This is a genomic window from Pseudomonas sp. WC2401, assembly GCF_041200115.1.
In the GTDB taxonomy this organism is placed as follows: Bacteria; Pseudomonadota; Gammaproteobacteria; order Pseudomonadales; family Pseudomonadaceae; genus Aquipseudomonas; species Aquipseudomonas fragi.
Genome location: NZ_CP165623.1, coordinates 243,938 through 266,029, shown reverse-complemented (window position 1 = coordinate 266,029; position 22,092 = coordinate 243,938). Strand labels below are relative to the sequence as shown.

At 60.5% G+C, this 22,092-nt stretch carries 14 protein-coding genes; 12 read left to right on the top strand and 2 right to left on the bottom strand.

Going from position 1 to position 22,092, the window contains the following annotated elements; genetic code table 11:
• Positions 1-368 precede the first annotated feature (368 nt).
• The 9 genes from glnE to AB3G35_RS01045 all read left to right on the top strand — a co-directional run bounded on the left by glnE (position 369) and on the right by AB3G35_RS01045 (position 11,361).
• Complete coding sequence (glnE, locus tag AB3G35_RS01085; protein ID WP_369782238.1) at positions 369-3,311, top strand: bifunctional [glutamate--ammonia ligase]-adenylyl-L-tyrosine phosphorylase/[glutamate--ammonia-ligase] adenylyltransferase; 2,943 nt, start codon at positions 369-371, stop codon at positions 3,309-3,311.
• 118 nt (positions 3,312-3,429) lie between these two features.
• Positions 3,430-4,353 carry a branched-chain amino acid transaminase gene (locus AB3G35_RS01080; protein ID WP_086799156.1) on the top strand — a complete coding sequence of 308 codons (924 nt, stop codon included), beginning with the start codon at positions 3,430-3,432 and terminating at the stop codon, positions 4,351-4,353.
• A 59-nt stretch (positions 4,354-4,412) separates the two neighbouring features.
• Positions 4,413-5,447: a lipopolysaccharide heptosyltransferase II gene (gene waaF / locus AB3G35_RS01075; protein WP_369782237.1), complete on the top strand. Its 1,035-nt coding sequence runs from the start codon at positions 4,413-4,415 to the stop codon at positions 5,445-5,447.
• Positions 5,448-6,509, top strand: a complete 1,062-nt coding sequence (gene waaC, locus AB3G35_RS01070; protein ID WP_106115465.1) for a lipopolysaccharide heptosyltransferase I — start codon at positions 5,448-5,450, stop codon at positions 6,507-6,509.
• Positions 6,509-7,630, top strand: a complete 1,122-nt coding sequence (locus AB3G35_RS01065) for a glycosyltransferase family 4 protein (RefSeq protein ID WP_086799152.1) — start codon at positions 6,509-6,511, stop codon at positions 7,628-7,630. Before waaC ends, AB3G35_RS01065 begins: the two co-directional genes overlap by 1 nt.
• Positions 7,630-8,436: a lipopolysaccharide core heptose(I) kinase RfaP gene (gene rfaP, locus AB3G35_RS01060; protein ID WP_016783251.1), complete on the top strand. Its 807-nt coding sequence runs from the start codon at positions 7,630-7,632 to the stop codon at positions 8,434-8,436. Before AB3G35_RS01065 ends, rfaP begins: the two co-directional genes overlap by 1 nt.
• Entirely contained in the window at positions 8,436-9,170 is a 735-nt protein-coding gene (locus tag AB3G35_RS01055) for a lipopolysaccharide kinase InaA family protein (protein ID WP_095039641.1), read from the top strand. The genes rfaP and AB3G35_RS01055 overlap by 1 nt, the downstream gene beginning before the upstream one ends.
• Positions 9,167-9,919 carry a lipopolysaccharide kinase InaA family protein gene (locus tag AB3G35_RS01050; RefSeq protein WP_016783253.1) on the top strand — a complete coding sequence of 251 codons (753 nt, stop codon included), beginning with the start codon at positions 9,167-9,169 and terminating at the stop codon, positions 9,917-9,919. The genes AB3G35_RS01055 and AB3G35_RS01050 overlap by 4 nt, the downstream gene beginning before the upstream one ends.
• Complete coding sequence (locus AB3G35_RS01045; protein ID WP_106115462.1) at positions 9,919-11,361, top strand: lipopolysaccharide kinase InaA family protein; 1,443 nt, start codon at positions 9,919-9,921, stop codon at positions 11,359-11,361. The genes AB3G35_RS01050 and AB3G35_RS01045 overlap by 1 nt, the downstream gene beginning before the upstream one ends.
• 111 nt (positions 11,362-11,472) lie before the next feature.
• On the opposite strand, the gene AB3G35_RS01040 is transcribed toward AB3G35_RS01045, so the two are convergent.
• Entirely contained in the window at positions 11,473-13,587 is a 2,115-nt protein-coding gene (locus AB3G35_RS01040) for a TonB-dependent receptor family protein (protein ID WP_369782236.1), read from the bottom strand.
• Positions 13,588-13,738: 151 nt separating this feature from the next.
• The gene (locus AB3G35_RS01035) at positions 13,739-18,025 is read right to left on the bottom strand and encodes a dermonecrotic toxin domain-containing protein (protein ID WP_369782235.1); all 4,287 of its coding nucleotides are present in this window, start codon (positions 18,023-18,025) and stop codon (positions 13,739-13,741) included.
• Positions 18,026-18,284: 259 nt separating this feature from the next.
• Here AB3G35_RS01035 and AB3G35_RS01030 point away from each other — a divergent pair, with 259 nt between their 5' ends.
• Genes AB3G35_RS01030 through AB3G35_RS01020 form a run of 3 tightly spaced genes read left to right on the top strand, consistent with a single transcriptional unit; the run spans position 18,285 to position 22,052 of the window.
• Positions 18,285-20,042 (top strand): carbamoyltransferase, encoded by a 1,758-nt coding sequence (locus AB3G35_RS01030; RefSeq protein WP_083369663.1) that lies wholly within the window; start codon positions 18,285-18,287, stop codon positions 20,040-20,042.
• A complete protein-coding gene (locus AB3G35_RS01025; protein ID WP_106115460.1) occupies positions 20,026-21,156 on the top strand; it encodes a glycosyltransferase in 1,131 nt (376 codons plus the stop codon). The genes AB3G35_RS01030 and AB3G35_RS01025 overlap by 17 nt, the downstream gene beginning before the upstream one ends.
• Positions 21,156-22,052: an antimicrobial resistance protein Mig-14 gene (locus AB3G35_RS01020; protein ID WP_106115459.1), complete on the top strand. Its 897-nt coding sequence runs from the start codon at positions 21,156-21,158 to the stop codon at positions 22,050-22,052. Before AB3G35_RS01025 ends, AB3G35_RS01020 begins: the two co-directional genes overlap by 1 nt.
• The last annotated feature ends 40 nt before the right edge of the window (positions 22,053-22,092 follow it).

Sequence of the window (22,092 nt, the reverse complement as noted above, 5' to 3'; positions counted from 1 at the left end):
GGATAGGCTTCCAGAATCGGTTGCCTGAGTTTGCGACTGGCCTTGTGGGCAGACGACATAAATTCTTGGATGGCCGGAGGTTGATTCCAGCGGCGTGTAGTTTTACTACAAATCGTCGGCCATTTCAGCCTTTCGAGTGCATGAGCCAGTAGTAAAACTACAGGATTGGTCCTGATGGCCACCTGTTTCGTTGTGCGAAAAATCGATATTGTTGGTGCGTTTATCAGTTTTCAGCCCTGAATATGCGGGCTGGATGCTAAACAAAGTGATCTTCGAGCTATTTATAACCTTTGTTCGACAGTCGGATTAAACCGCTGTTTCTTCCTGTCACCGTACTCGGCAACACCATCGCCGATCAAGGATAGACCATGAGCCTTCCGTCGCTTGCTCCAATTCCTGCCCTTTTACAGCCCCTGGCCAGCCGTGCCGAGCACTCGTGGCGCGCAGCAGTCGCCGGGCTTGAGGGCGGGCAGGGGCTCGACGCCTGGTCACCCGAGCGCTGGTCGGCATTCAACCGGGTCAGTGCGGCGAGCGACTTCTTTATAGAACAATCTTTGCGTGACCCTTTGATGTTGCTCGAACTGGCGCACTCCGGCGAGCTGGACCGCAGCTTCGGCCCCGGTGAACTGTGTGGGCAGATTGCTGCTGCCGCCCAGGCAGCCAGCAGCGATGATGAGTTGGGCCGGGCGCTGCGCCGCCAGCGTACTCGCCAGCAAATCCGGATTATCTGGCGTGACCTCAACCGCCAGGCAGACTTGATCGAAACCTGCCGCGACCTGTCGGACATGGCCGATGCCAGCATCGACCAGGCCTATCGCTGGTTGTATCAACGGCATTGCCAGCAGTTTGGCACCCCTGTCGGCAACCGCAGTGGCGAGCCACAGGAGATGGTGATCCTGGGCATGGGCAAGCTCGGTGCCGTGGAGTTGAACCTGTCTTCGGACATCGACCTGATCTTTGCCTACCCCGAGGGCGGCGAAACCGTGGGGGCCAAGCGCCCGCTGGACAATCAGGAGTTTTTTATCCGCCTGGGCCAGCGCTTGATCAAGGCACTGGACCCGATGACCGTCGACGGGTTTGTGTTCCGCGTCGACATGCGCCTGCGCCCTTATGGCTCGTCCGGTGCGCTGGTGTTGAGCTTCAACGCGCTGGAGCAGTACTACCAGGATCAGGGGCGCGACTGGGAACGCTACGCGATGATCAAGGCCCGGGTCGTGGCCGGTGATCAGGTCATGGGCGCACAGCTGCTCAGCCTGTTGCGTCCGTTCGTGTATCGCCGCTACCTCGATTTCTCGGCGATTGAGGCGCTGCGCACCATGAAGCAGCTGATCCAGCAGGAAGTACGGCGCAAAGGCATGGCCGACAACATCAAGCTGGGGGCGGGCGGCATCCGTGAAGTGGAGTTTATCGCCCAGGCTTTCCAGCTGATCCACGGCGGCCGAGACCTCAGCCTGCAACAACGACCGCTGCTTAAAGTCCTGACCATTCTGGAAGGCCAGGGTTATTTGCCTGCAGAGGTGGTCAGCGAGCTGCGCGAAGGTTATGAGTTCCTGCGGTACACCGAGCATGCGATTCAGGCCATTGCCGACCGCCAGACTCAAATGCTGCCCGACAATCAGCAGGATCAGGCTCGCATCGCCTTTATGATGGGTTTTGACAGCTGGGCGGCATTCCATGAGCAATTGATGGCGTGGCGTGGGCGTATCGACTGGCACTTCCGTCAGGTCATTGCCGACCCGGATGAGGAAGAGGTCATCGACGAAGGCGAGCTGATTGTCGGTGGGGAGTGGTTGCCGCTGTGGGAAGAAGTTCAGGACGATGCCGCCGCTTGTGTCCAGCTTGAAGAAGCCGGGTTTGTCGATGCGCCCAAAGCCCTCAAGCAACTGGCTGCCCTGCGTTCCAGTCCGCAGCTGCGCTCCATGCAGCGCTTGGGCCGCGAGCGTCTGGATGCTTTCATCCCGAGATTGCTGGCCCAGGCCGTTGAGCACGCCAACCCCGATCTGGTGCTGGAGCGGGTGTTGCCGCTGGTCGAGGCGGTAGCCCGGCGTTCTGCTTATTTAGTGTTGCTGACCGAAAACCCCGACGCCTTGCGCCGTTTGCTGACGCTGTGCGCGGCCAGCCCGTGGATCGCCGAGCAGATCACCCGCTTCCCGTTGCTGCTCGATGAGCTGCTCAATGAGCGCCGCCTGTTCAAGCCGCCGCTGGCCCCTGAGCTGGCCGCCGAGTTGCGCGAACGCCTGACGCGCATTCCCGAGGACGACCTTGAGCAACAAATGGAAGCCCTGCGCAACTTCAAGCTGGCCCACCGTTTGCGGGTCGCGGCATCGGAAATCTCCGGCAGCCTGCCTTTAATGAAGGTCAGCGATTACCTGACGTGGTTGGCCGAAGCCATTCTGGAACAAGTATTGGCCCTGGCCTGGCGCCAGACCGTGGCCAAGTACGGCACCCCGCAGCGTACCGACGGCAGCCTGTGCGACCCCGGCTTTATTATTGTCGGCTACGGCAAGGTGGGCGGTATCGAGCTGGGGCATGGCTCGGATCTGGACCTGGTGTTTATCCACGATGGCGACCCGAATGCCGAAACCGACGGCGCCAAGCCCATCGACGGCGCGCAGTTTTTCACCCGCCTGGGCCAGCGGATCATCCATTTACTGACGGCGCAAACCAACTCCGGGCAGCTGTATGACGTTGATATGCGCCTGCGCCCGTCAGGCGCTTCGGGGTTGCTGGTCAGTTCGCTCGGTGCCTTTGAGCGCTATCAGGAAAACGAAGCCTGGACCTGGGAGCATCAGGCACTGGTGCGTGCTCGCGTGCTGGTGGGCTGCAAGCAGGTGGGGGCGGCGTTTGAGCAGGTGCGTGCCAGTGTGTTGGGCCGCGAGCGGGATTTGCCGACCTTGCGCCAGGAGGTCAGCGAGATGCGCGCCAAGATGCGCGACAACCTGGGCACGCGGATAACCGCCGCAGGTACTGCCGAAAATGCCTATGAGGCCACTGTGCCATTCGACCTTAAGCAGGACGCCGGAGGTATCGTCGATATTGAATTTATGGTGCAATACGCGGCCCTGGCGTGGTCCAGGGAACACCCGGCGTTACTGCGCTACACCGACAATATCCGCATTCTGGAAGGGCTGGAACAGGTCGGGCTGATGCCCGCCACCGATGCCAGCCTGTTGCGCGAGGCGTACAAGGCCTTTCGCGCCGTCGCCCACCGCCAAGCCTTGCAAAAGGAGGCCGGGGTGGTCACGGGGGATCAATTTGTCGTCGAGCGTCAACACGTGCGACGCATCTGGTCCGAGCTAGGATTGAGCTAGGTTGCTGGCTCACACACAGAGTTAAAGCTGTAAGAACGTATCCGGCGGGTCCATAAGCCCCGTCCAATTTGCCTGACGCCTTGTGGTGCGGGTGCTGGATTCTTTGAGGAGCGTAATGATGTCGATGGCTGATCGTGATGGTGTGATCTGGTATGACGGCAAGCTGGTGCCGTGGCGCGATGCCACGACCCATGTGCTGACCCATACATTGCACTACGGCATGGGCGTGTTTGAAGGTGTGCGCGCTTACGAAACCCCGCAGGGCGCGGCGATTTTCCGCTTGCAGGCGCACACTGACCGCCTGTTCGATTCGGCCCACATCATGGGCATGAAGATCCCGTTCAGCAAAGACGAAATCAACGAAGCGACCCGCATTGCGGTGCGTGAAAACAACCTCGACAGCGCTTACATCCGCCCGATGGTGTTCTACGGCTCCGAAGCGATGGGGCTGCGTGCTACCGGCCTGAAAGTCCATGTGATCATCGCGCCGTGGAGCTGGGGTGCCTATATGGGCGCCGAAGCCCTGGAAGTCGGGATCAAGGTGCGTACCAGCTCCTTTACCCGCCATCATGTGAACATCTCCATGACCCGGGCCAAGGCCAACGGTCATTACATCAACTCGATGCTGGCCCTGCAGGAAGCGATTTCCGGCGGTGCCGACGAAGCGCTGTTGCTCGATCCCGAAGGTTTTGTGGCTGAAGGCTCGGGCGAAAACGTATTCCTGGTCAAGGATGGCGTGATTTATACCCCGGACGTCACTGCCTGCCTGAACGGCATTACCCGCAGCACGATCCTGACCCTGGCCACTGAGCTGGGGTACAAGTTTGTTGAAAAACGCATCACCCGCGACGAGGTGTATATCGCTGATGAGGCGTTCTTCACCGGCACTGCCGCTGAAGTGACGCCGATTCGCGAAGTCGACGGGCGTCAAATCGGGATCGGCCGCCGTGGCCCGATCACCGAAAAACTGCAAAAGGCTTACTTTGACCTGGTGACCGGCAAGACTACGGACCATCCAGAGTGGCGTACACTGGTCAAGTAATGTCGGCATAGCATCACAGCAGGGAGGCGAATGCCTCCCTTGCTTGTTTATGGAAACTTATGAATATTTTGATCGTTGGGCCCAGCTGGGTCGGTGACATGGTGATGGCGCAGACACTGTTCCAGTGCCTCAAACAGCGCCACCCGCAGTGCGAAATCGATGTGCTGGCCCCCGAGTGGAGCCGGCCCATCCTTGAGCGCATGCCTGAAGTTCGCAAGGCCTTGAGCTTCCCGCTCGGTCATGGCGCGCTCGAACTGGCCACGCGACGCAAGATCGGCAAGTCCCTCAAGGGCCAGTACGATCAGGCAATTTTGTTGCCCAACTCGCTGAAATCGGCACTGGTGCCGTTTTTTGCGGGCATTACCACCCGTACCGGCTGGCGCGGCGAGTTCCGCTACGGCCTGCTTAACGATGTGCGCAAGCTCGACAAACAACGTTACCCGTTGATGATCGAGCGTTTTATGGCCCTGGCCTATGAGCCGGGCGCTGACCTGCCCAAGCCATACCCGCGCCCCGATTTGCAGATTGACCCGCAAAGCCGAGCCGGCGCCCTGGCCAAGTTCGGCCTGGAGCTGGACCGTCCGGTGCTGGCGCTGTGCCCGGGTGCCGAATTCGGCGAGTCCAAGCGCTGGCCGTCCGAGCACTACGCCAAAGTCGCCGAGCAAAAGATCCGTGAAGGCTGGCAAGTGTGGTTGTTTGGCTCGAAAAACGATCACGGTGTGGGCGAAGAGATCCGCTCGCGCCTGATCCCGGGGCTGCGCGAAGAGTCGGTCAACCTCAGCGGCGAAACCTCGCTGGCCGAGGCCATCGACCTGTTGTCCTGTGCCGACGCCGTGGTGTCCAACGACTCGGGGCTGATGCACGTCGCGGCTGCGCTGAACCGCCCGCTGGTGGCCGTTTACGGCTCCACGTCACCCGGTTTTACCCCGCCCCTGGCGGACAAGGTTGAAATCGTGCGCCTGGGTCTCGATTGCAGCCCGTGTTTTGACCGCACCTGCCGTTTTGGCCACTACAACTGCCTGCGCGAGCTGATGCCGCACTTGGTGGTGGAAGCCTTGCAGCGCTTGCAGGGTTCACCGGTCGAGGTCAACTAGGTGCGAGTTCTGTTGGTCAAAACCTCATCCCTGGGCGATGTGATCCATGCCTTGCCGGCGCTGACCGATGCGGCGCGGGCGATTCCGGGTATCACCTTTGACTGGGTTGTGGAGGAGGGCTTTGCCGAAATCCCGACCTGGCACCCGGCGGTGGGTAAAGTCATTCCTGTGGCGATCCGCCGCTGGCGCAAAAATATCTGGCAAACCCTCAAAAGTGGCGAGTGGAGCCGTTTCAAGCAAAGCCTGCGCGCGGAAAAATACGATCTGGTGATCGACGCCCAGGGCCTGGTCAAAAGTGCCTGGCTGACCCGTTATGTAAAAGCCCCGGTAGCCGGCCTGGATAAAGACTCTGCCCGTGAACCCCTGGCCAGCCGCTTTTATCAGCGGCGCCTGGCGGTGGCCCGTGGGCAGCATGCGGTCGAGCGTCTGCGCCAGCTGTTTGCCGTTGCGCTGGGCTACGACCTGCCCAAAGGGCTGGGCGATTACGGCCTGGATGTTGAAAGGCTGGTGGAACTGCCGCGCACAAAGCCCTTCGTGCTGTTTTTGCACGGCACCACCTGGGACACCAAGCACTGGCCTGAAGTCTACTGGCGCGATCTGGCCCAGCGCATGGGCCATCTGGGTGTCGAAGTGCGCCTGCCGTGGGGCAACCCGGCCGAAAAGGCCCGGGCCGAACGCATTGCCAATGGCTTGAATAATGCCGTGGTACTGCCCAAATTGAATCTGGCGGGTGTCGCCAAGGTGCTGGCCAGTGCCAGTGCCTGCGTGGCAGTCGATACCGGATTGGGGCATTTGGCCGCCGCACTGGATGTGCCGACCATCTCCCTGTTTGGCCCGACCAACCCGGGCCTGACCGGCGCCTATGGCAAGGGGCAGATCCACCTGGCCAGTGATTTTCCGTGCGCGCCGTGCCTGCAGAAAAAATGCACCTACACTCCGACTGCCCAGGACCAGCAGCGGTTTGACCTGAAAAACGAGTGGCCCCTGTGCTTCACCCGTTTGAACCCTGAGCGTGTCGCGAGTCGATTAAGCACGTTGTTACTGGCTGAGGAACTGCGCTGATGCAACTGGCTTTTGTGCTGTACAAATACTTTCCGTTTGGCGGGCTGCAACGGGATTTCATGCGCATTGCGCTGGAATGCCAAAAGCGCGGCCATCAAATCCGCGTCTACACCATGATCTGGGAAGGCGACATCCCGCCTGGCTTTGAAGTGCTGGTGGCGCCGGTCAAGGCGTTCCATAACCACACCCGCAACGAAAAAATGCTCGCATGGATGCAGGCCGACCTGGCCAAGCGCCCCGTGGACCGCCTGATCGGCTTCAACAAAATGCCTGGCCTGGACGTGTACTACGCGGCCGACGGTTGCTTTGAAGACAAGGCGCAAAACCTGCGTCACTCGTTTTATCGCTTCTTCAAACGCTACAAGCACTTTGCCGAGTACGAGCGCGCGGTGTTCGCCAAGGATGCCAAGACTGAAATCCTGATGATTTCCGAAGTCCAGCAGCCGTTGTTTATCAAGCATTACGACACCCCGCTGGAGCGCTTCCACCTGCTGCCGCCGGGCATTGCCCTGGACCGCCGCGCGCCGGCCAATGCGGCCGAGATTCGTGCCGAGTTCCGCCGTGAATTCAATCTGGCAGACGACGACTTGCTGCTGGTGCAGATCGGCTCGGGCTTCAAGACCAAGGGCGTGGATCGCAGCCTCAAAGCGCTGGCGGCCTTGCCGGGTGAGCTTAAAAAACGCACCAAACTGTTTGTAATCGGCCAGGACGACCCCAAAGTCTTTCAATTGCAGAGTGCCACTTTGGGCTTGGGTGACCATGTGCAGTTCCTCAAGGGGCGCAGTGATATCCCGCGCTTCCTGCTGGGCGCCGACTTGCTGATTCATCCGGCCTACAACGAAAACACCGGCACCGTACTGCTTGAAGCACTGGTCGCAGGTTTGCCGGTGCTGGTCAGCGCTGTTTGCGGCTACGCCCACTACATCAGCGACGCCGATTGCGGCCGCGTACTGGACGAACCGTTCGAGCAGGCGCAACTCAATGAATACCTGACACACATGTTGTCCGACGACACTGCGCGCGCGGCCTGGAGCCGAAACGGCCTGGCCTACGCGCAGACGGCCGACCTCTACAGCATGCCGCAGCACGCTGCGGATGTGATTCTGGCGGAGCAACACTGATGAAACTGATTCTTGCCGAACCGTTCAAGAGCTTGTGGGCCGGGCGCGATGCGTTCGCCGAAGTCGAGCGCCTGGAAGGCGAGGTTTACCGCGAACTGGAAGGCCGGCGTACCTTGCGTACCGAAGTCGACGGGCGTGGTTTCTTTGTGAAAATCCACCGTGGTATCGGCTGGGGTGAAGTGTTCAAGAACCTGCTGACGGCCAAGCTGCCAGTACTCGGTGCGGGCCAGGAGTGGCGGGCGATCAAGCGTCTGCACGAAGTCGGGGTGCCGACCATGACCGCTGTGGCCTACGGAGAAAAGGGCAGCAACCCGGCGGCGCAGCACTCGTTCATCATCACTGAAGAGCTGGCGCCTACGGTCAGCCTTGAAGACTTCAGCCTCAACTGGGTCAAACAGCCGCCGCAGCCCAGGCTCAAGCATGCACTGATCGCCGAAGTGGCGCGCATGACCGGCATGATGCACCGCGCCGGGGTCAACCATCGCGACTGCTATATCTGCCATTTCTTGCTGCACACCGACAAGCCGGTGACGGCGGACAACTTCCGGCTGTCGGTGATCGACCTGCACCGCGCCCAGACCCGGGCCGTGATCAGCAAACGCTGGCGCAACAAGGACCTGGCGGCGCTGTACTTTTCGGCACTGGATATTGGCCTGACCCAGCGGGACAAACTGCGCTTTTTGCGCGGTTACTTCCAGATGCCCCTGCGCCAGATCCTGCGTGAAGAAGCCCGCCTGCTGGCGTGGCTCGAAGGCAAGGCGAGCAAACTCTACGAACGCAAACAGCGTTATGGGGATGCATTGTAATGGCGGGTTGGAATCTGGATCCTGCTTACAGTGCATTGGCGTCTGATTTTGGCAGTTTGGAAGCGGTGTTTGCCCTGCAGGGCGAACACCTGACCCGTGACCCGCTGTCGGAAGTGATCCGCGTGCAGCGCGATGGTGTGAATTATTACGTCAAGCGTTACACCGGCGCGGGCAAGGGCTTGCGTCGTTACCTGGGCCGCCCGCGGGTCAAGTCCGAATGGCAGAACCTCAAGCGCTTCGCCAAGTGGGGCATCCCCACGGCCGAAGTGGTGGCCTGGGGCCTTGAGCGCAGTGGCTTTGCCTATTCCCGTGGCGCCATGATCACCCGCGAACTGCCCAACACCCGCGACCTGTCGGAGCTGGCAGACAATCATGATCCGTTGCTCAAGGACCGTGCCTGGGTCGATTGCGTGAGCCGCCAACTGGCGCGCTACACCAAGACCATGCATGACCACCGCTTTACCCATAACGACCTGAAGTGGCGCAATTTGCTGATCGACGACCAGCCCAGGCTGTTTTTGATCGACTGCCCCAACGGCGACTTCTGGCGCGGCTTCTGGCTTAAATACCGCATCACCAAAGACCTGGCGTGCCTCGACAAAGTGGCCAAGTACCATTTGTCCTGGACCCAGCGTTTGCGTTTCTATTTCCAATACACCGGGCGCACGACGCTCAATGCGGCGGACAAGGAACGTGTCCGTCATATCGTGCGTTTTTTTGAGGGCCGGGAATGACTGATTTTATCGCCGAAGCTGACCGGGCATTGCTTGAGCGCAATGGCCTGGCTGACTTCGATGCGCTGTGGGCCGTGCAGCTGGAAGCGGTGGACGAGCCCAACACCAGTGGTGGTGGCTGGAGCAGCGTGTTTCGCATGGACCTCGAAGGCCGGGGGTTTTACCTCAAGCGCCAGAGCAACTACCTGACCCGCACGTTGCACAGCCCGCTGGGCGAGCCGACCTTTGCCCGCGAGTTTCGTAATATTCAGCGCTATCAGCAGATGGGTATTCCGGCGTTGGAAGCGGTGTTTTTTGGCGAGCGAAAAGTGCCGGGCGAGCGTCGTGCAGTGCTGCTGACCCGGGCGCTCGACGGTTGGCATGACCTTGACTCATTGTTGGAGCAATGGCCGCAACTGACCCCTGCGCAACAGCAGGCGATTGTGCACGAGTGCGGGCTGTTGGCCCGGCGTGTTCACGCTGCGCGCCAGGTGCATGGCTGTTTTTACCCCAAGCACATCTTCTTGCAGGCCGATGGCGCGGGTTATCGCGCGCAACTGATCGACCTGGAGAAAACCCGGCCCTTGCTGCTGGGCCAGCGTGACCGGGTCAAGGATATCGAGCCGTTGCTGCGTCGGGCCCATGCCTGGGGCGAGGCTGAGGTGCGGGCCTTGCTCGCGGCTTATCTGGACCAGCCGATGGACAGTGGTCTGGTCGACGCGTGGCTGGCGCGCCTGAATCTGCGGCGCAATCACAAGGGAGCCCGCTGATGCGTTTGTCCGAACTGCAAAAGTCTGGCCGTGCGCCGGGCTTGCCACTGAGCATTGAACTGGCCGACGCGGCCGGGCCTGCGCAATTGCAACTGCTGAGCTTGTTGCGAGTCTTGCCGGGCCAGCGCTATGTCGGCGCCGGGGTGTGGCGCGGGCGTACCGTGCTGGCCAAGCTGATGGTGGGTGCCAAGGCGGCGCGCAACTTTCAGCGCGAGTTGAACGGGGTGCGCCTGCTGGCTGAGCAGGGCCTGACCACGCCGCAGTTGCTGGCCGATGGCTTGCAAGAAGGTGAGGGTGGCTGGCTGCTGTTCGAGTTTCTTGAGGGCGCGCACAGCCTGGGTGATGCCTGGGATGCCGTTGCGTCGTTGCCGGTACTGGCTGACGAACAAGTTGCCGTGCTCGCCGAGGCTCTAACGGCCATCGGCCAGATGCACCTCAAGGGCCTGTGGCAGGAAGACCTGCACCTGGACAACCTGCTGCGCCAGGGCGGCAAGCTGTACTTGATCGACGGCGCGGGCATTTGTGTCGAAGACGCGGGTAAACCGCTGTCGCGACAAAAGGTGCTGGAAAACCTCGGGGTGTTTTTCGCCCAGTTGCCCATCAGCCTTGAGCCATTTATTGAAGAGTTGCTGGTGCACTACTTGCTGAGCAATGGCGAACACGCCTTGCCGCTGGAAGCGTTGCTCAAGCAGGTCGAAAAAGTCCGGGCCTGGCGCCTGCATGACTTCTTGAACAAGACCGGCCGCGATTGTTCGTTGTTCAGCGTGCAGCAGGGGGCCTTTGCCCTGCGTGCCGTTCGGCGCGAAGAAGAGCCGGCCATGCTGCCGGTGCTGGCCCGGGCCGATGCCTTGCTCGATCAGGGGCATCTGTACAAAACCGGCGGCGCGGCCAGTGTCGGCAAGGTTGAGGTGGATGGCCGCACGCTGGTTATCAAGCGCTACAACATCAAGGGCTTTGCTCACTGGCTCAAGCGCTTCTGGCGTCCGAGCCGGGCCTGGCATTCCTGGCGTGAAGGCAATCGACTGGCGTTTCTGGGCATTGCCACGCCCAAGCCGCTGGCGCTGCTGGAGACCCGGTTCTTGTGGTTGCGGGGCAAGGCGTATCTGGTCACCGAGCATTTGCCGGGGCCAGATATCATCGAGCGCTTTGCGCCATATGTTGATCAGGGGGATGCGCCTGAGGCCGAGCTGGCGGCGCTGGACCGGCTGTTTGCCGACCTGTTGCGTGAACGCATCAGCCACGGTGACCTCAAGGGCCATAACGTATTCTGGGCGGATGGCCGCTGGGCGTTGATTGATCTGGATTCTATGTGCCAGCATCGCTCGGCAAGCAGCTTTGCTGCGGCCTATGCCCGCGACCGGGCGCGCTTTATGCGCAACTGGCCGGTGGGCAGTGCGTTGTATCAGGTGATTGACGGGCGGTTGCCCAAAGCTTCGGGCTAGGCCTTTGTGGGAGCGGGCTTGCTCGCGATGCCAAGCGCTGCGGTCGGCCAGGTCAACCGCATTGATGCCATCGCGAGCAAGCCCGCTCCCACAGGGAGGGTGCTGGGGCTTTTAGAAACTGTACTGCGCCCCGGCGCCGGCATACCACGAGCGGCCCGGTGCCGCTTCGTAGTAGCGGCTGTTGGAGTCGCCGACAATCACCGAGCCCACATACTGACGGTCCAGCAGGTTGTCCAGACGCAAGGTCTGGTGGAAGGTCCAGTGTTCGATCTTCTGTTCAAATTTCGCCCGCCAGTTGAACACGGTATAAGCCGGTGCCGCCTTGGCGGTGTTGGTATCTTCCACATACACCTTGCTGCGGTACATGCCTTCAATGGCCGTGCTGACCCAGTCGGTCGGCTTCCAGTTTACTTCCGCAAACAGTGTGGTCTGCGGCACGCCTGGCAGGTAGTTGCCTTTGTCCACTTCCTTTCTGCTGGTGCCACTACCACTTACGAAATCGCTGTCGTAGGTCGCTTGCAGACGGGTATAGGCCAGGGTGGTAGTCCAGTGTTCGCTCAGTTGGCTTTCGATACCTAGTTCAAAACCGCGTCGCAGGGTACGTCCGGCGTTTTGGTAACTGGTTCTTCCGTCTTTTGAACCTGCAACGACTAATTCATCTTCTGTGGTTATCTGGAAAACAGCGGCATTAATGCGAGTGTCATTCAGTTGAGCTTTTAGGCCAATTTCGTACTGAGTGCTTTCAGACGGTTTCAGGCCGAAATTAAAGCCTTCCTGTCCGCCCGGCGCATAGGCAAGCTCCGCCTGTGTTGGCGTTTCAAATCCCTTGCCCGCACTGACATAGCCATGTAGTTCGGGTGTGAAGGCGTACATCACGCTCAAAGACGGTGTGGCCTTTTCGTAGCGTTTAGTGCCACTGGCATCGCCATTGCTCAAAAAATGATCATCTACATCCATTTCCATCGTGCTGTAACGCAAGCCCGTTTGCACGGTCCAGTTGTTGATGGCCCAATTGGCTTGTACGAACGGATCTAGGCTACGAGCTGTATCTACTTCGTCGCGGCGCATTTCGCCTTTTACGCCCAGTTGGTCGCCGTTGTAGTTCTGATAGCCGTGTCGATTATCACGGCTTTGATCAAAGTCCAGGCCACTGACAATTGTTAGATCGCCCGGTGCACTTGTTATAGGTTGAATCCAGTGAACATTCGCCCCGTAAAATTTACGGTCGAACTGCACAACACCGCCTCCACGTTCGTTAGCCGGGTTCAATTCAGTGGTATTGCCGATGTACTTAGGTATCGCCAAATACTGAATCACACTGCGCGTGCCGGTATAGGCATTGACCTGCAGGGTCGCGTCACCGATATAGCGCTCGTAGTTCAGGCCCAGTTGCTGGTGGTCGATGCTTTTACGGGTGTTGTAGGTAATGGCGTTTGGCGTTACCGAGCGCGGGTCGGCTTTATAGGCTTCCCAGCTTTGGCCCAGCGGGTCCTGGGTGCCGTTCTGTTCAAGGCTGCTGTAGATCAGCGCCAGTTTGCTGTCTTCATCCGGCTTGAGGTTGAGCTTGGCAAAGGTCTGGTCGCGGCGCGCAGCGCTGTGTTCGCGGTAGCCGTCGGTGTCCATGCGCGAGGCATCCAGCACAAAGCCGACGTCGTCGGTCGCGCCCTCGGCAGTAAGGTGGTTCTTGCTCATGCCGTCGCTGCCCACCAGGGTCTCGGCGCCAATGCGCGGCGGGCCTTCGCCGTCGCGGGAGAACATCTGGATCACGCCGCCGGCATTGCTGCCGTACAGGGTGGCTGCCGGGCCGCGCAACACTTCGATACGCTCGGCGGTGTCGAGGTTGAACGTCGCCGCCTGCCCTTGGCCGTCCGGGGTGCTCGCCGGGATGCCATCGGCAATCAGTTTGATACCACGCACGCCAAATGCCGAGCGGGCGCCAAAGCCGCGGGACGAGATTTGCAGGTCCTGGGCGTAGTTCTGACGGTTTTGCACCACCAGTCCGGGTACGCGGGACAGCACTTCTGAAGCATTGATGCCCAACTGGCCATCCTGGATCTGCTCCTGGTTGATGCTGTCGACCGAATACGGCAGGTCAAAACTCGGGCTGGTACTGCGTGAGCCGGTGATGACACTGGGGTCGAGTTCCAGGGGGGCTGCGCTGACGACGGGGGGCAGGCACAGGCCGGGCAATAGCAGGGCAAGGTGAGCAGGGGTGAAATATTTCATGGGCAAATCGGGCTTCCGTGTGACACGACCCGTGCAGGGCAACGGGGGATGAGGCTAGCAGAGGGCGCGCAGTTTAGCGGCTGATGTGCAGATATCCAGCAAAACAGCCGACAAGGGCGGCCCGAAGCTGCCCCTGCCGGCCAGTTGGCAGTTATTGCACCTGTGTCATGTTGATGTCTTGCAGGTCGGCAATCAGGTCCCTGAGCTGGTCGTAGCGTTTCTGGTGGATCGTCGGCCAGCTCTCGCGCTCGATAAAGAACTGGCCGCCGGGGTCGGTCTGCAAGGGGGTATGCACAATCTCGTGGTTACTGGAGCGGTGGATCAGCTCCGCACCCTGCGCCCCTGCGCTTTCAAGGCGAAAGAACCCCGGAGTGCTCAGCCGTTGGTTGTTTTGCGCCGGCGAGAGCGCCGGTGGCTTGGGTTTGGTGCCCGGGATGTCGACCTGCAGCCAGTAGTCGTTTTTCAGAAAGCGGTAGTGCGGATGTTTGTGGTCTGAAGCGACGACCGCTCCGATATCCTGACGCAGGCCCCGGCTGGTACCTGGTGCAGAGTCCGCTATGCGCACGCCGATGGCGCCTTCGAGTTCGGCCAGCCCCGGGATGCCTTCAAAGGTATTGGCATGTGAGTTGCCCATCAGGGCCATCCATTTGCCCCCTCCAGTCCGGGCCTGGTGGGCGCGGATGGTCCGCGAGGCGAAGTAGCTGAACATTTCATAGCGGGTCATCCCGGGGGTTTCGCTGGGGGTGCCCTTGGGGTGATAACTGGCCGAGCAGTCGATGGCAACCACCTTGATGCCGTGCTTGCGGGCTTCGCGTACCAGGTGGCTGAAGGTCCAGTCATTGGCGAGGCTGACTTGATGGCCTTCGTCCTGGATTTCGAGGAACTTGTTCAAGCGCAGGGGCATCTTGCCGGTTTGATGATAATCATCCAGCAGGCCCTGATGCAGGTCGGACTGCAGGTGCTCCATATAAAGTGTTTTTACGTTGTGCCGGGACAGTTCGCGCATGTTGTCGATCAGGATCCGCTTGCCCGACTGGTGAGCGTGGGTTTCACCCCAGATAATGCCGTCCGTGTGTTCGAACAGGCGCTTTATCAGGTCTTGCTGCGCGATGTTCGCCGGCAGTTGCGGGCGGGTGACGCGGGGCCGTGCAGGCCGGGTCAGGAACCAGGCCTGGGCGTGTGTCAGCAGTGTGATCCTCAGCTCCTTGAATGCCTGGCTTGCCTTGCTGTGGCGAGAGATTGTGCCCGGAAAATCAGTGTGGCCGTGCAGCGTCGAGGGGGCATAGGTGATGATGTTCTGCAGGGTTTCCTTGTGTTCGGCGGGGATGTCGTAGTCACTGTATCTGCCCGCCGGGATATCCACAGGCAGGGCCGAGCTGTCGGCGGTCAGGGGCTCCCAGCGCTTGTTGCCGTCCGCCAGGCGATGCTTGACTTCCCAGTAGCCTGAAGTGCGCCGCACCTTGTAGCTGGCGCCGGCGCCGCTGCTGGAGCCTGCTGGCAACTGCAGGTACAGGTTGCGCCCCAGCCAGCCGCTGTACACCTCGAACACCACGCCGTCCTGCTGGATGTATTGCAGGTTATCTATGCGGTAGATGCCCTGTTCGTCCGGGGTGCGGTTGCTCAGGTCAACGCCGCGCACCCGGGCACTGTCAATCACCCGTTCAATCCCTGACCTCTGTTTGAGCAGAGGGGTGGTCGGGTCGACATCCCATAGCCCGGCCGACAGTTCACGCAGGATGATGCTGTAGGCTGCGTCCGGTTTGCGCTGATCCAGCGCCCGCCAGGCCTCATCGAGGTTGTCATAGCGGCTGCGGTAGAGTTTGCCGTTGGCGATTTTGCTGTAATGGATGGTCTGGCCATTGTGGCCGGGCAGTTCATAGACCCCCGAGGCGTATTTGTCCCCGGTGCGCAGCCGAAGCTGGGCGCCAGGCAGGCTGCTGGCTGCTGCAGGGCTCAAGGTCGGTGTGGGCTGCGGGATGCGCTGGCGTATGGACGTGCGGAATATGGCCGAGCCGGTGAAATCAGAGGCTCCGTCGGTGAGGTGGGTGATGGATTCCATGAAGTGCAGCAGTGCCTCGTGTTTTTCATCCCGCTGCAGGGCGTCGAGGCCCCTGAGGATCTGGGCGATAAACCGCGCCAGCACGATGGGCAACAGTATGCGGGTGGGAAGGGCGAACGACAGGATATCGATCGCCGTCAGCACTGCCTCCTTGGCCGTGTTGACATTGCTTTCCCAGGTGGACGTCGATTGCTCGTCGGCATCGCGAATCGCATGCAAGGCTTCGGTGTCGTAGGACGCTTCGAACAGGTTGTGGCTGATGCCCTGCAGTTGCAGGTTGGTGTCGCTCAGCCCCTGCTCCAGCAGTGGCCTGATATAGGGTTGCTGGGCTGGCGTGACACGGCGCAGTACATAGGCGTGCCACTGGGGGCGCGACAGCAGTCGGCCCAGTTCGCTGCGGGAATGGGCAATCAGGAACCAGCGATTTTCCGGGGCGTCGGGGGTGTAGCACAGCAACTGCTGTGAGCCGGTGGTACTTAGCACCAGCAGGCCCGGCAGGGGTTTGTAACGCAGCATCAGCAGATGAATCTTGATCTGTTCGCCGTTGACCCGTGGCCGGGTGCTTTCAAGAGGGAAATCCAGTGCAGTCTGGACCCAGGTCGCCTGCTCGGCGGTCAGCGCGCCGGACAATCTGGCTTCAAGCAGGTCCAGACGCATCTGTGCCTGCTTGAAGGCGGCGTAGCGCTCCTTGCGCCACTGGGCTCGGGGGGAGTTGACCAGCAGGTCGTTGAGCCTTTTTTTGTAGGTTTCGCCCACGTCCAACTGGCGTACCAGGCTTTTCAGGTAGCTGCTGGTCAGCACGGTATGTTTATTGCCGGCGCCATCTTTGACCTGTGCAGTGAGGGCGAAGGTGACGTCCCAGATGCCGACATTGGCCAGCGCCAGTTCGCTGAGGCTGTGACGGGTGGTGCGATAACTGATCGCCGGACCGGTTCTGCCGGTACTGGCCCCAGCCGGGTATGCAGATCCGCCGATGGGGTATATCAAGGGGCCTGTTTGTACGGCCTCGGTGGTTGAGATGAAAATGCCATCGGGATCGACGTCTATGCCGTGATCCTTTTTGATCTGTTGCTGCAACTGGCGGCGGGCGTAACCCAGCAGTGTGTGTCTGCGCCCGATCTCGCTGAGGCTGTGGGTATCGTCGCTCTCGGCTGCCAGACGCTCATGGTTCAAGCGCTCAACGGCCAGCCGCCACTGGCTTTTGTTGTCATCGGAAGCGTTTTTCAGCCAGCCGGGCAATTGGCTCTCCACCAGCCGGGTATAGCGGTTGCGTAAAATATTGGCCGGCTTGAGGGGCAGGCTTGAGGCCAGTGACAGATTCACGCATTCGGACAGTTCGTCGAGTGAGGAGTCCTGTTTCTGGGCCCGTGCCTGCGACCAGGCATGGCGCATGTCGAGTGCCTGCTTGTGGATCAACTGTTCGCTATAAAACGTTGATACGTTTTCTCGGGTGACCGGGCTGTAATCCACCTGTTCACGGGCCAAGGCCCGCACGCGCTCTTCGGCCAGGGTGCAGTCGAGCAGGGTGTCACGCTGGTAAGGGTCCTTGAGGCGTTCGCCCAGCTCGAGGGTCAGCGCGGCGATTGAGTCAAATGCCTCCAGGCCGCTGCCGGGCAGATAAAGCACTACAGGGCGCGGGGTTGCGTCTTGCACCACGGTTTTGCGCTGCGTATCGCCGTAGATCAGGGGCAGGTTGGTGGTGGTGATCACGAAAGCGCCGTACAGGGCCACAGCGGGCTGTGAAACATGGCCGTTGAGGGCCAGCGTATAAAAGCTGTAAGGGCTGGGTAGGGGTGAGGTCACCACAGTGTCGGGATCAGGCATGGCCTGATCGATGACCTCCATCGCGGCGGGGCTCAAGGTGGTGTCGGCATGACGCACGCTGGCTTCATTGCGGATCAGGCTGCGCGCAAACTGCGACAGCCAGGTTTTGGGAGGCTGCCCGTTGAGGCCCTGGTGCGGCGTTTGCCAGAAGTCGCTCAGGGCATCACGCACGCACATCTCAGGGAAACGCACGACAAACTCCAGGTACTTTTCCAGCGCCGGCGCCGAAATACCGGCGGCCAGGTGCCGGTTGTCGAGGGTGTAGGCGTAGTTGTAAATACGTGCAGCACCCTGCACGAAGGTCGGTATTTGGCCGGTCAGGTAGCACTGGTCGATCAGTGCCGTGACTGACTGGCTGCTGATGGTGGGGGCCTGGCCGGCCTCGGCGGCAACTTCTTCATTGAGGAAGAGAGAGTCCGTGCAGGCGTCGGCGGGCAATTGCGGGAAAAACACCCGCAAGCGATGGTCCAGTGAGAGGTCGAGGCCGGGCAGGGCATTGATCAGCACTAGCAGGTCGCGCTCTGCGTTCTTGAGGTTTTCGAGGGCGGTGGGCATGTTGGATGTCCTGTCGGTTGGCATATGCGCCGGTATGCCCACAGCAAATCCCAAAGCGCTACGGCATTGGCATTACATATATATGGCCTGCGATGTTTTTCGCGGATCGAGGGCCCGCTCGGGGCGTGGCAAATCGCACTGGGTCATTGCGGGTGTCTTTACGCTATAATCCCGCTCTTTAGCTGTTTCTCGAACTGCGAGGAACGCATCATTTTTTCAGGCGCCCGCCGCCTGCCTGCATTCAAAAGAGGCTAATCCAGTGGCATTGACGATTCTTGGCCTGTCCGGCGCCCTTAGCCATGATCCCTCCGCAGCCCTCTATATCGACGGCAAGCTGGTAGCGGCGGCTGAGGAAGAGCGCTTCGTACGCGATAAGCATGCAAAGAACCGCATGCCCTACGAATCCGCAAAATTCTGCCTAGAGCAGGCGGGTATCAAACCTTCGGACGTTGATGTGGTGGCGATCCCGTTCGCCCCGATCAGCCTGTTCGGCAAGGCCCGCTGGCACTACGCCAAGCGCTACTGGTATGCCCCGGACCGCGCCCTTGACGCGATCCTGATGGGCAACCGGCGCTACAAGCGCTATCGCAACAAGATCGTGTTCTGCCTTGAGCAACTGGGCTTCGACCCGAAGAAAATCAAGATTGAGCCGGTCGAGCATCACCTGGCCCACGCTTCCAGCGCCTACCACTGCTCGGGTTTCAAAGAGAAAACCGCGATCCTGGGCATCGACGGCAAGGGCGAGTACGCCACCACGTTCTTCGGCTACGGCGAAAACGGCAAGATCACCAAGATCAAGGAATTCTTTGACCCGGATTCCCTGGGCGGCCTGTATGGCGCGATTACCGAGTTCCTCGGATTCGAGATGCTCGATGGCGAGTTCAAGGTCATGGGCATGGCGCCCTATGGCGACGCCAGCAAATACGACTTCTCGCGTCTGGCCTCGTTTGAAAACGGCGAACTGGTGATCAACACCGAATACGCCAACGTGATCGGCCTGCGCCGTTACAAGGAAAAGGGCAAGGGGTTCTACTTCTCGCCAAAACTGATCGAGTGGCTGGGGCCAAAGCGCGAAGGCGATATCGCCGACGAGCCGTACATCCACTACGCGGCCAGCATGCAGGCGCTGTTTGAAAAACTGTCGCTGCAGATGATCGACTACTACCTGGGCGACATCCTCAAAGAGACGGGCAAGATTGCCTTTGCGGGCGGCTGCGCGTTGAACGTGAAGCTGAACCAGAAAATCATCGCCCGCCCGGAAGTCAAGGAACTGTTCGTACAGCCTGCGTCCGGTGATGCCGGTACCGCAGTCGGTGCAGCGGCCTATGTGTCCCACGCCCGCGGCGTGCCGGTCGAGAAGATGGAACACGTCTACCTCGGCCCTGCGTACAGCAACGAAGATGTGATCGCAGCCTGTGCCCGTCACCCGGGCAAGCCTGCGTACCGCAAAATCGAAAACACCCCGGAGCGCATCGCCAAGATCATGGTGGATGGCAACCCGGTGGCCTGGTTCCAGGGGCGCATGGAGTTCGGCCCGCGTGCATTGGGTGGCCGTTCGATCATCGGTTGCCCGAGCAGCGAAGGCGTGGCTGACCGCATCAACGAACAGATCAAGTTCCGTGAGCGCTGGAGGCCTTTCTGCCCGTCGATGCTCGACACTGTGGGCCCGCAGATGATCAAGGTCGATCACCCGGCACCGTTCATGACCTTCACCTTTGAAGTGGCTGAAGAGTGGAAGACCCGTGTGCCAGAGGTTGTCCATGAAGATGGCACCTCCCGTGCCCAGGTGCTCAAGCGCGAATACAACCCGCGCTACTACGACATGATGAAGGCGCTGGAAGTACTGACCGGTAACGGTGTATCGCTGAACACCTCGCTCAACCGCCGCGGCGAACCGATGGTTTGCTCGCCGACGGACGCGTTGAACATGTTCTTCGGTTCCGATCTGCAGTACCTGATCATGGAAGACATTCTGGTAGTTAAAGACGGCGCCGAGACTTATGAATCGCTCGACTGAGCGTCATGTGCTGCAGTTCTGCCACGGCTATGACGGGCCGTTTCTGGACTGTGCGCGCCAGTACGCCAGCCTGTTTGCCGGCACCGGGTACAAGGTCACCACGGTCTTTTTGACCGGGGCGGCAGACCCCGACGTGGCCGCAGGTTGTGTGTCCGATGAAGTGATTTTCATGGAGTTCAGCTCAAAGGCCATCCGTGGCCTGAAGCTGGGCGCCATCGCCAGGCTGCGCAAGATTGCCGCCTCGCGCAATTTCAGTTTTTGCATCGCCCATCGCTTCAAGCCGATTTATGTCGCCTTGTTGGCCACCGGTTTGCCGGTGATCGGCGTGCATCATGCTTTTGGCGACTATGAGCGACGCAGCCGCAAGCTGTTCGCCCATCTGTTCCGCAAGCGCCTGAGCCTGCTCGGGGTCTCTGATGCGGTGCGTGATGACATGCGCAAGTGCCTGCCCAAGTGGCCCACTGGCCGTATCAACACGCTGTACAACCGCATCGATATCGACGCCGTGCAGGCGGGGCAGTTGTCCGGCACTCCGGCGCGTGAAGCGCTGGGGCTGTCAGTGGATGGCTTTATTGTCGGCAACGTCGGCCGCCTTCATCCGGACAAGGACCAGGCCACGCTGATCCGTGGTTTCGCCAAGGCTTTGCCCGGTCTGCCCGCTGACAGCCAGTTGGTCATCATGGGCAAGGGGCGTCTGGAGCAGTCGCTCAAGGCGCTGGCCGCCGAGTTGGGTATTGAAGGGCAGGTGCTGTTTTTGGGCCAGGTGCCCGATGCACGCCGCTATTTCCGTGCCTTTGACGTCTTTGCGCTGAGCTCCGACCACGAGCCGTTCGGTATGGTGCTGCTTGAGGCCATGGCCGCAGGCGTGCCGCTGCTGGCGACGGCCTGTGGGGGGGCCAAGGAAGTGGTCGAAGGCGTGGGCATCCTGTTCCCGCTGGGTGATGCCGAGCATCTGGCCCAAGGCCTGCAGCACCTGGCTCAACTCGATGATGAACAGCGTATGGCCTGCGCCGAACTGATGCTTGAACGCTTGCACGAGCGTTTCAGTGATCAGGCGGTGCGCAATACGTTCTGGCACCTGGCGCAAGTCACCGACCTGACTGCGGAGTCCTGATGCTCAATCGATTTCAAGGCTGGCGCGAGCGCGGCTGGAGCGTTGTTGATTCGGCCACTTATGCCGATGCCTGGCAGCGGTTTGGCGGCAGCGTCGCCACCCATCCAATGGTGGTTGAGCGTTTGGCGCAGCTGGCGGGTATCCCGGTGCGCTACCTGGCCTGGGAGCAGGGCGGCGAGTTGCAAGCGGCGATTCCGACCTGGGGCCGCGACCTGGCCCTGTCCAAGGATGTGCTCAAGCGTCATGGCAAGAAAGGCCTCTTCGACCTGGGTAATGCCGAGCTGATTCTGCCGGCTGCTGCCAATGCGGCGGCGCCTTTGCGCCATCGTGGGCGGTATCTGTCGCAGCTCAATGAAGGCCGTTTCAGCAATCTGCTGCCGCAAACCGAGCAGCTGGCGATGGCCCGCACGCCCGAAGAGCTGTCGAAAAAATTCCGCTACAACCAGCGCCGCGAACTGCGTCTGCTGGAGGAGGCGGGCGGCGTTGTGCGTCCGGTTGCGCAGTTTTCCAGCGTTGAGCTGGCAAGCATTTATTGCGATCTGTTTTTACGCCGCTGGGGCTTTGTGGCCACCGGGGCCGAACGCATGGCTGAAGTGATCGAATTGTTGCGCGATTTGCTGATTGGCTCGGTGATTTTCCTCAACGATGCGCCGATTGCGATTCAATTGGTGTACCGCGCCGAATCCCCCGAGTGGATCAGCGTCGAGTACGTCAATGGCGGTGTCGATCCCGAAACCCGTGAATTCAGCCCCGGCAGCGTGTTGAGCTTTATCAACACCCAGGCCGCATGGGAGCAGGCGCGCAGTATGAACAAGGCGCTGCGCTTCTCGTTTGGCCGCGCCGACCGTGAGTACAAAGAGCGCTGGTGCAACCCGGTGCCCGTGTTCAAAGTCTGAAACACAAATCTTGTGGGAGCGGGCTTGCTCGCGATGTTAT

Coding starts and splice junctions, on each gene's coding strand:
- glnE (WP_369782238.1), top strand. CDS start 369: ATGAGCCTTCCGTCGCTTGCTCCAATTCCTGCCCTTTTACAGCCCCTG.
- AB3G35_RS01080 (WP_086799156.1), top strand. CDS start 3,430: ATGTCGATGGCTGATCGTGATGGTGTGATCTGGTATGACGGCAAGCTG.
- waaF (WP_369782237.1), top strand. CDS start 4,413: ATGAATATTTTGATCGTTGGGCCCAGCTGGGTCGGTGACATGGTGATG.
- AB3G35_RS01065 (WP_086799152.1), top strand. CDS start 6,509: ATGCAACTGGCTTTTGTGCTGTACAAATACTTTCCGTTTGGCGGGCTG.
- rfaP (WP_016783251.1), top strand. CDS start 7,630: ATGAAACTGATTCTTGCCGAACCGTTCAAGAGCTTGTGGGCCGGGCGC.
- AB3G35_RS01055 (WP_095039641.1), top strand. CDS start 8,436: ATGGCGGGTTGGAATCTGGATCCTGCTTACAGTGCATTGGCGTCTGAT.
- AB3G35_RS01050 (WP_016783253.1), top strand. CDS start 9,167: ATGACTGATTTTATCGCCGAAGCTGACCGGGCATTGCTTGAGCGCAAT.
- AB3G35_RS01045 (WP_106115462.1), top strand. CDS start 9,919: ATGCGTTTGTCCGAACTGCAAAAGTCTGGCCGTGCGCCGGGCTTGCCA.
- AB3G35_RS01040 (WP_369782236.1), bottom strand. CDS start 13,587: ATGAAATATTTCACCCCTGCTCACCTTGCCCTGCTATTGCCCGGCCTG.
- AB3G35_RS01035 (WP_369782235.1), bottom strand. CDS start 18,025: ATGCCCACCGCCCTCGAAAACCTCAAGAACGCAGAGCGCGACCTGCTA.
- AB3G35_RS01025 (WP_106115460.1), top strand. CDS start 20,026: ATGAATCGCTCGACTGAGCGTCATGTGCTGCAGTTCTGCCACGGCTAT.
- AB3G35_RS01020 (WP_106115459.1), top strand. CDS start 21,156: ATGCTCAATCGATTTCAAGGCTGGCGCGAGCGCGGCTGGAGCGTTGTT.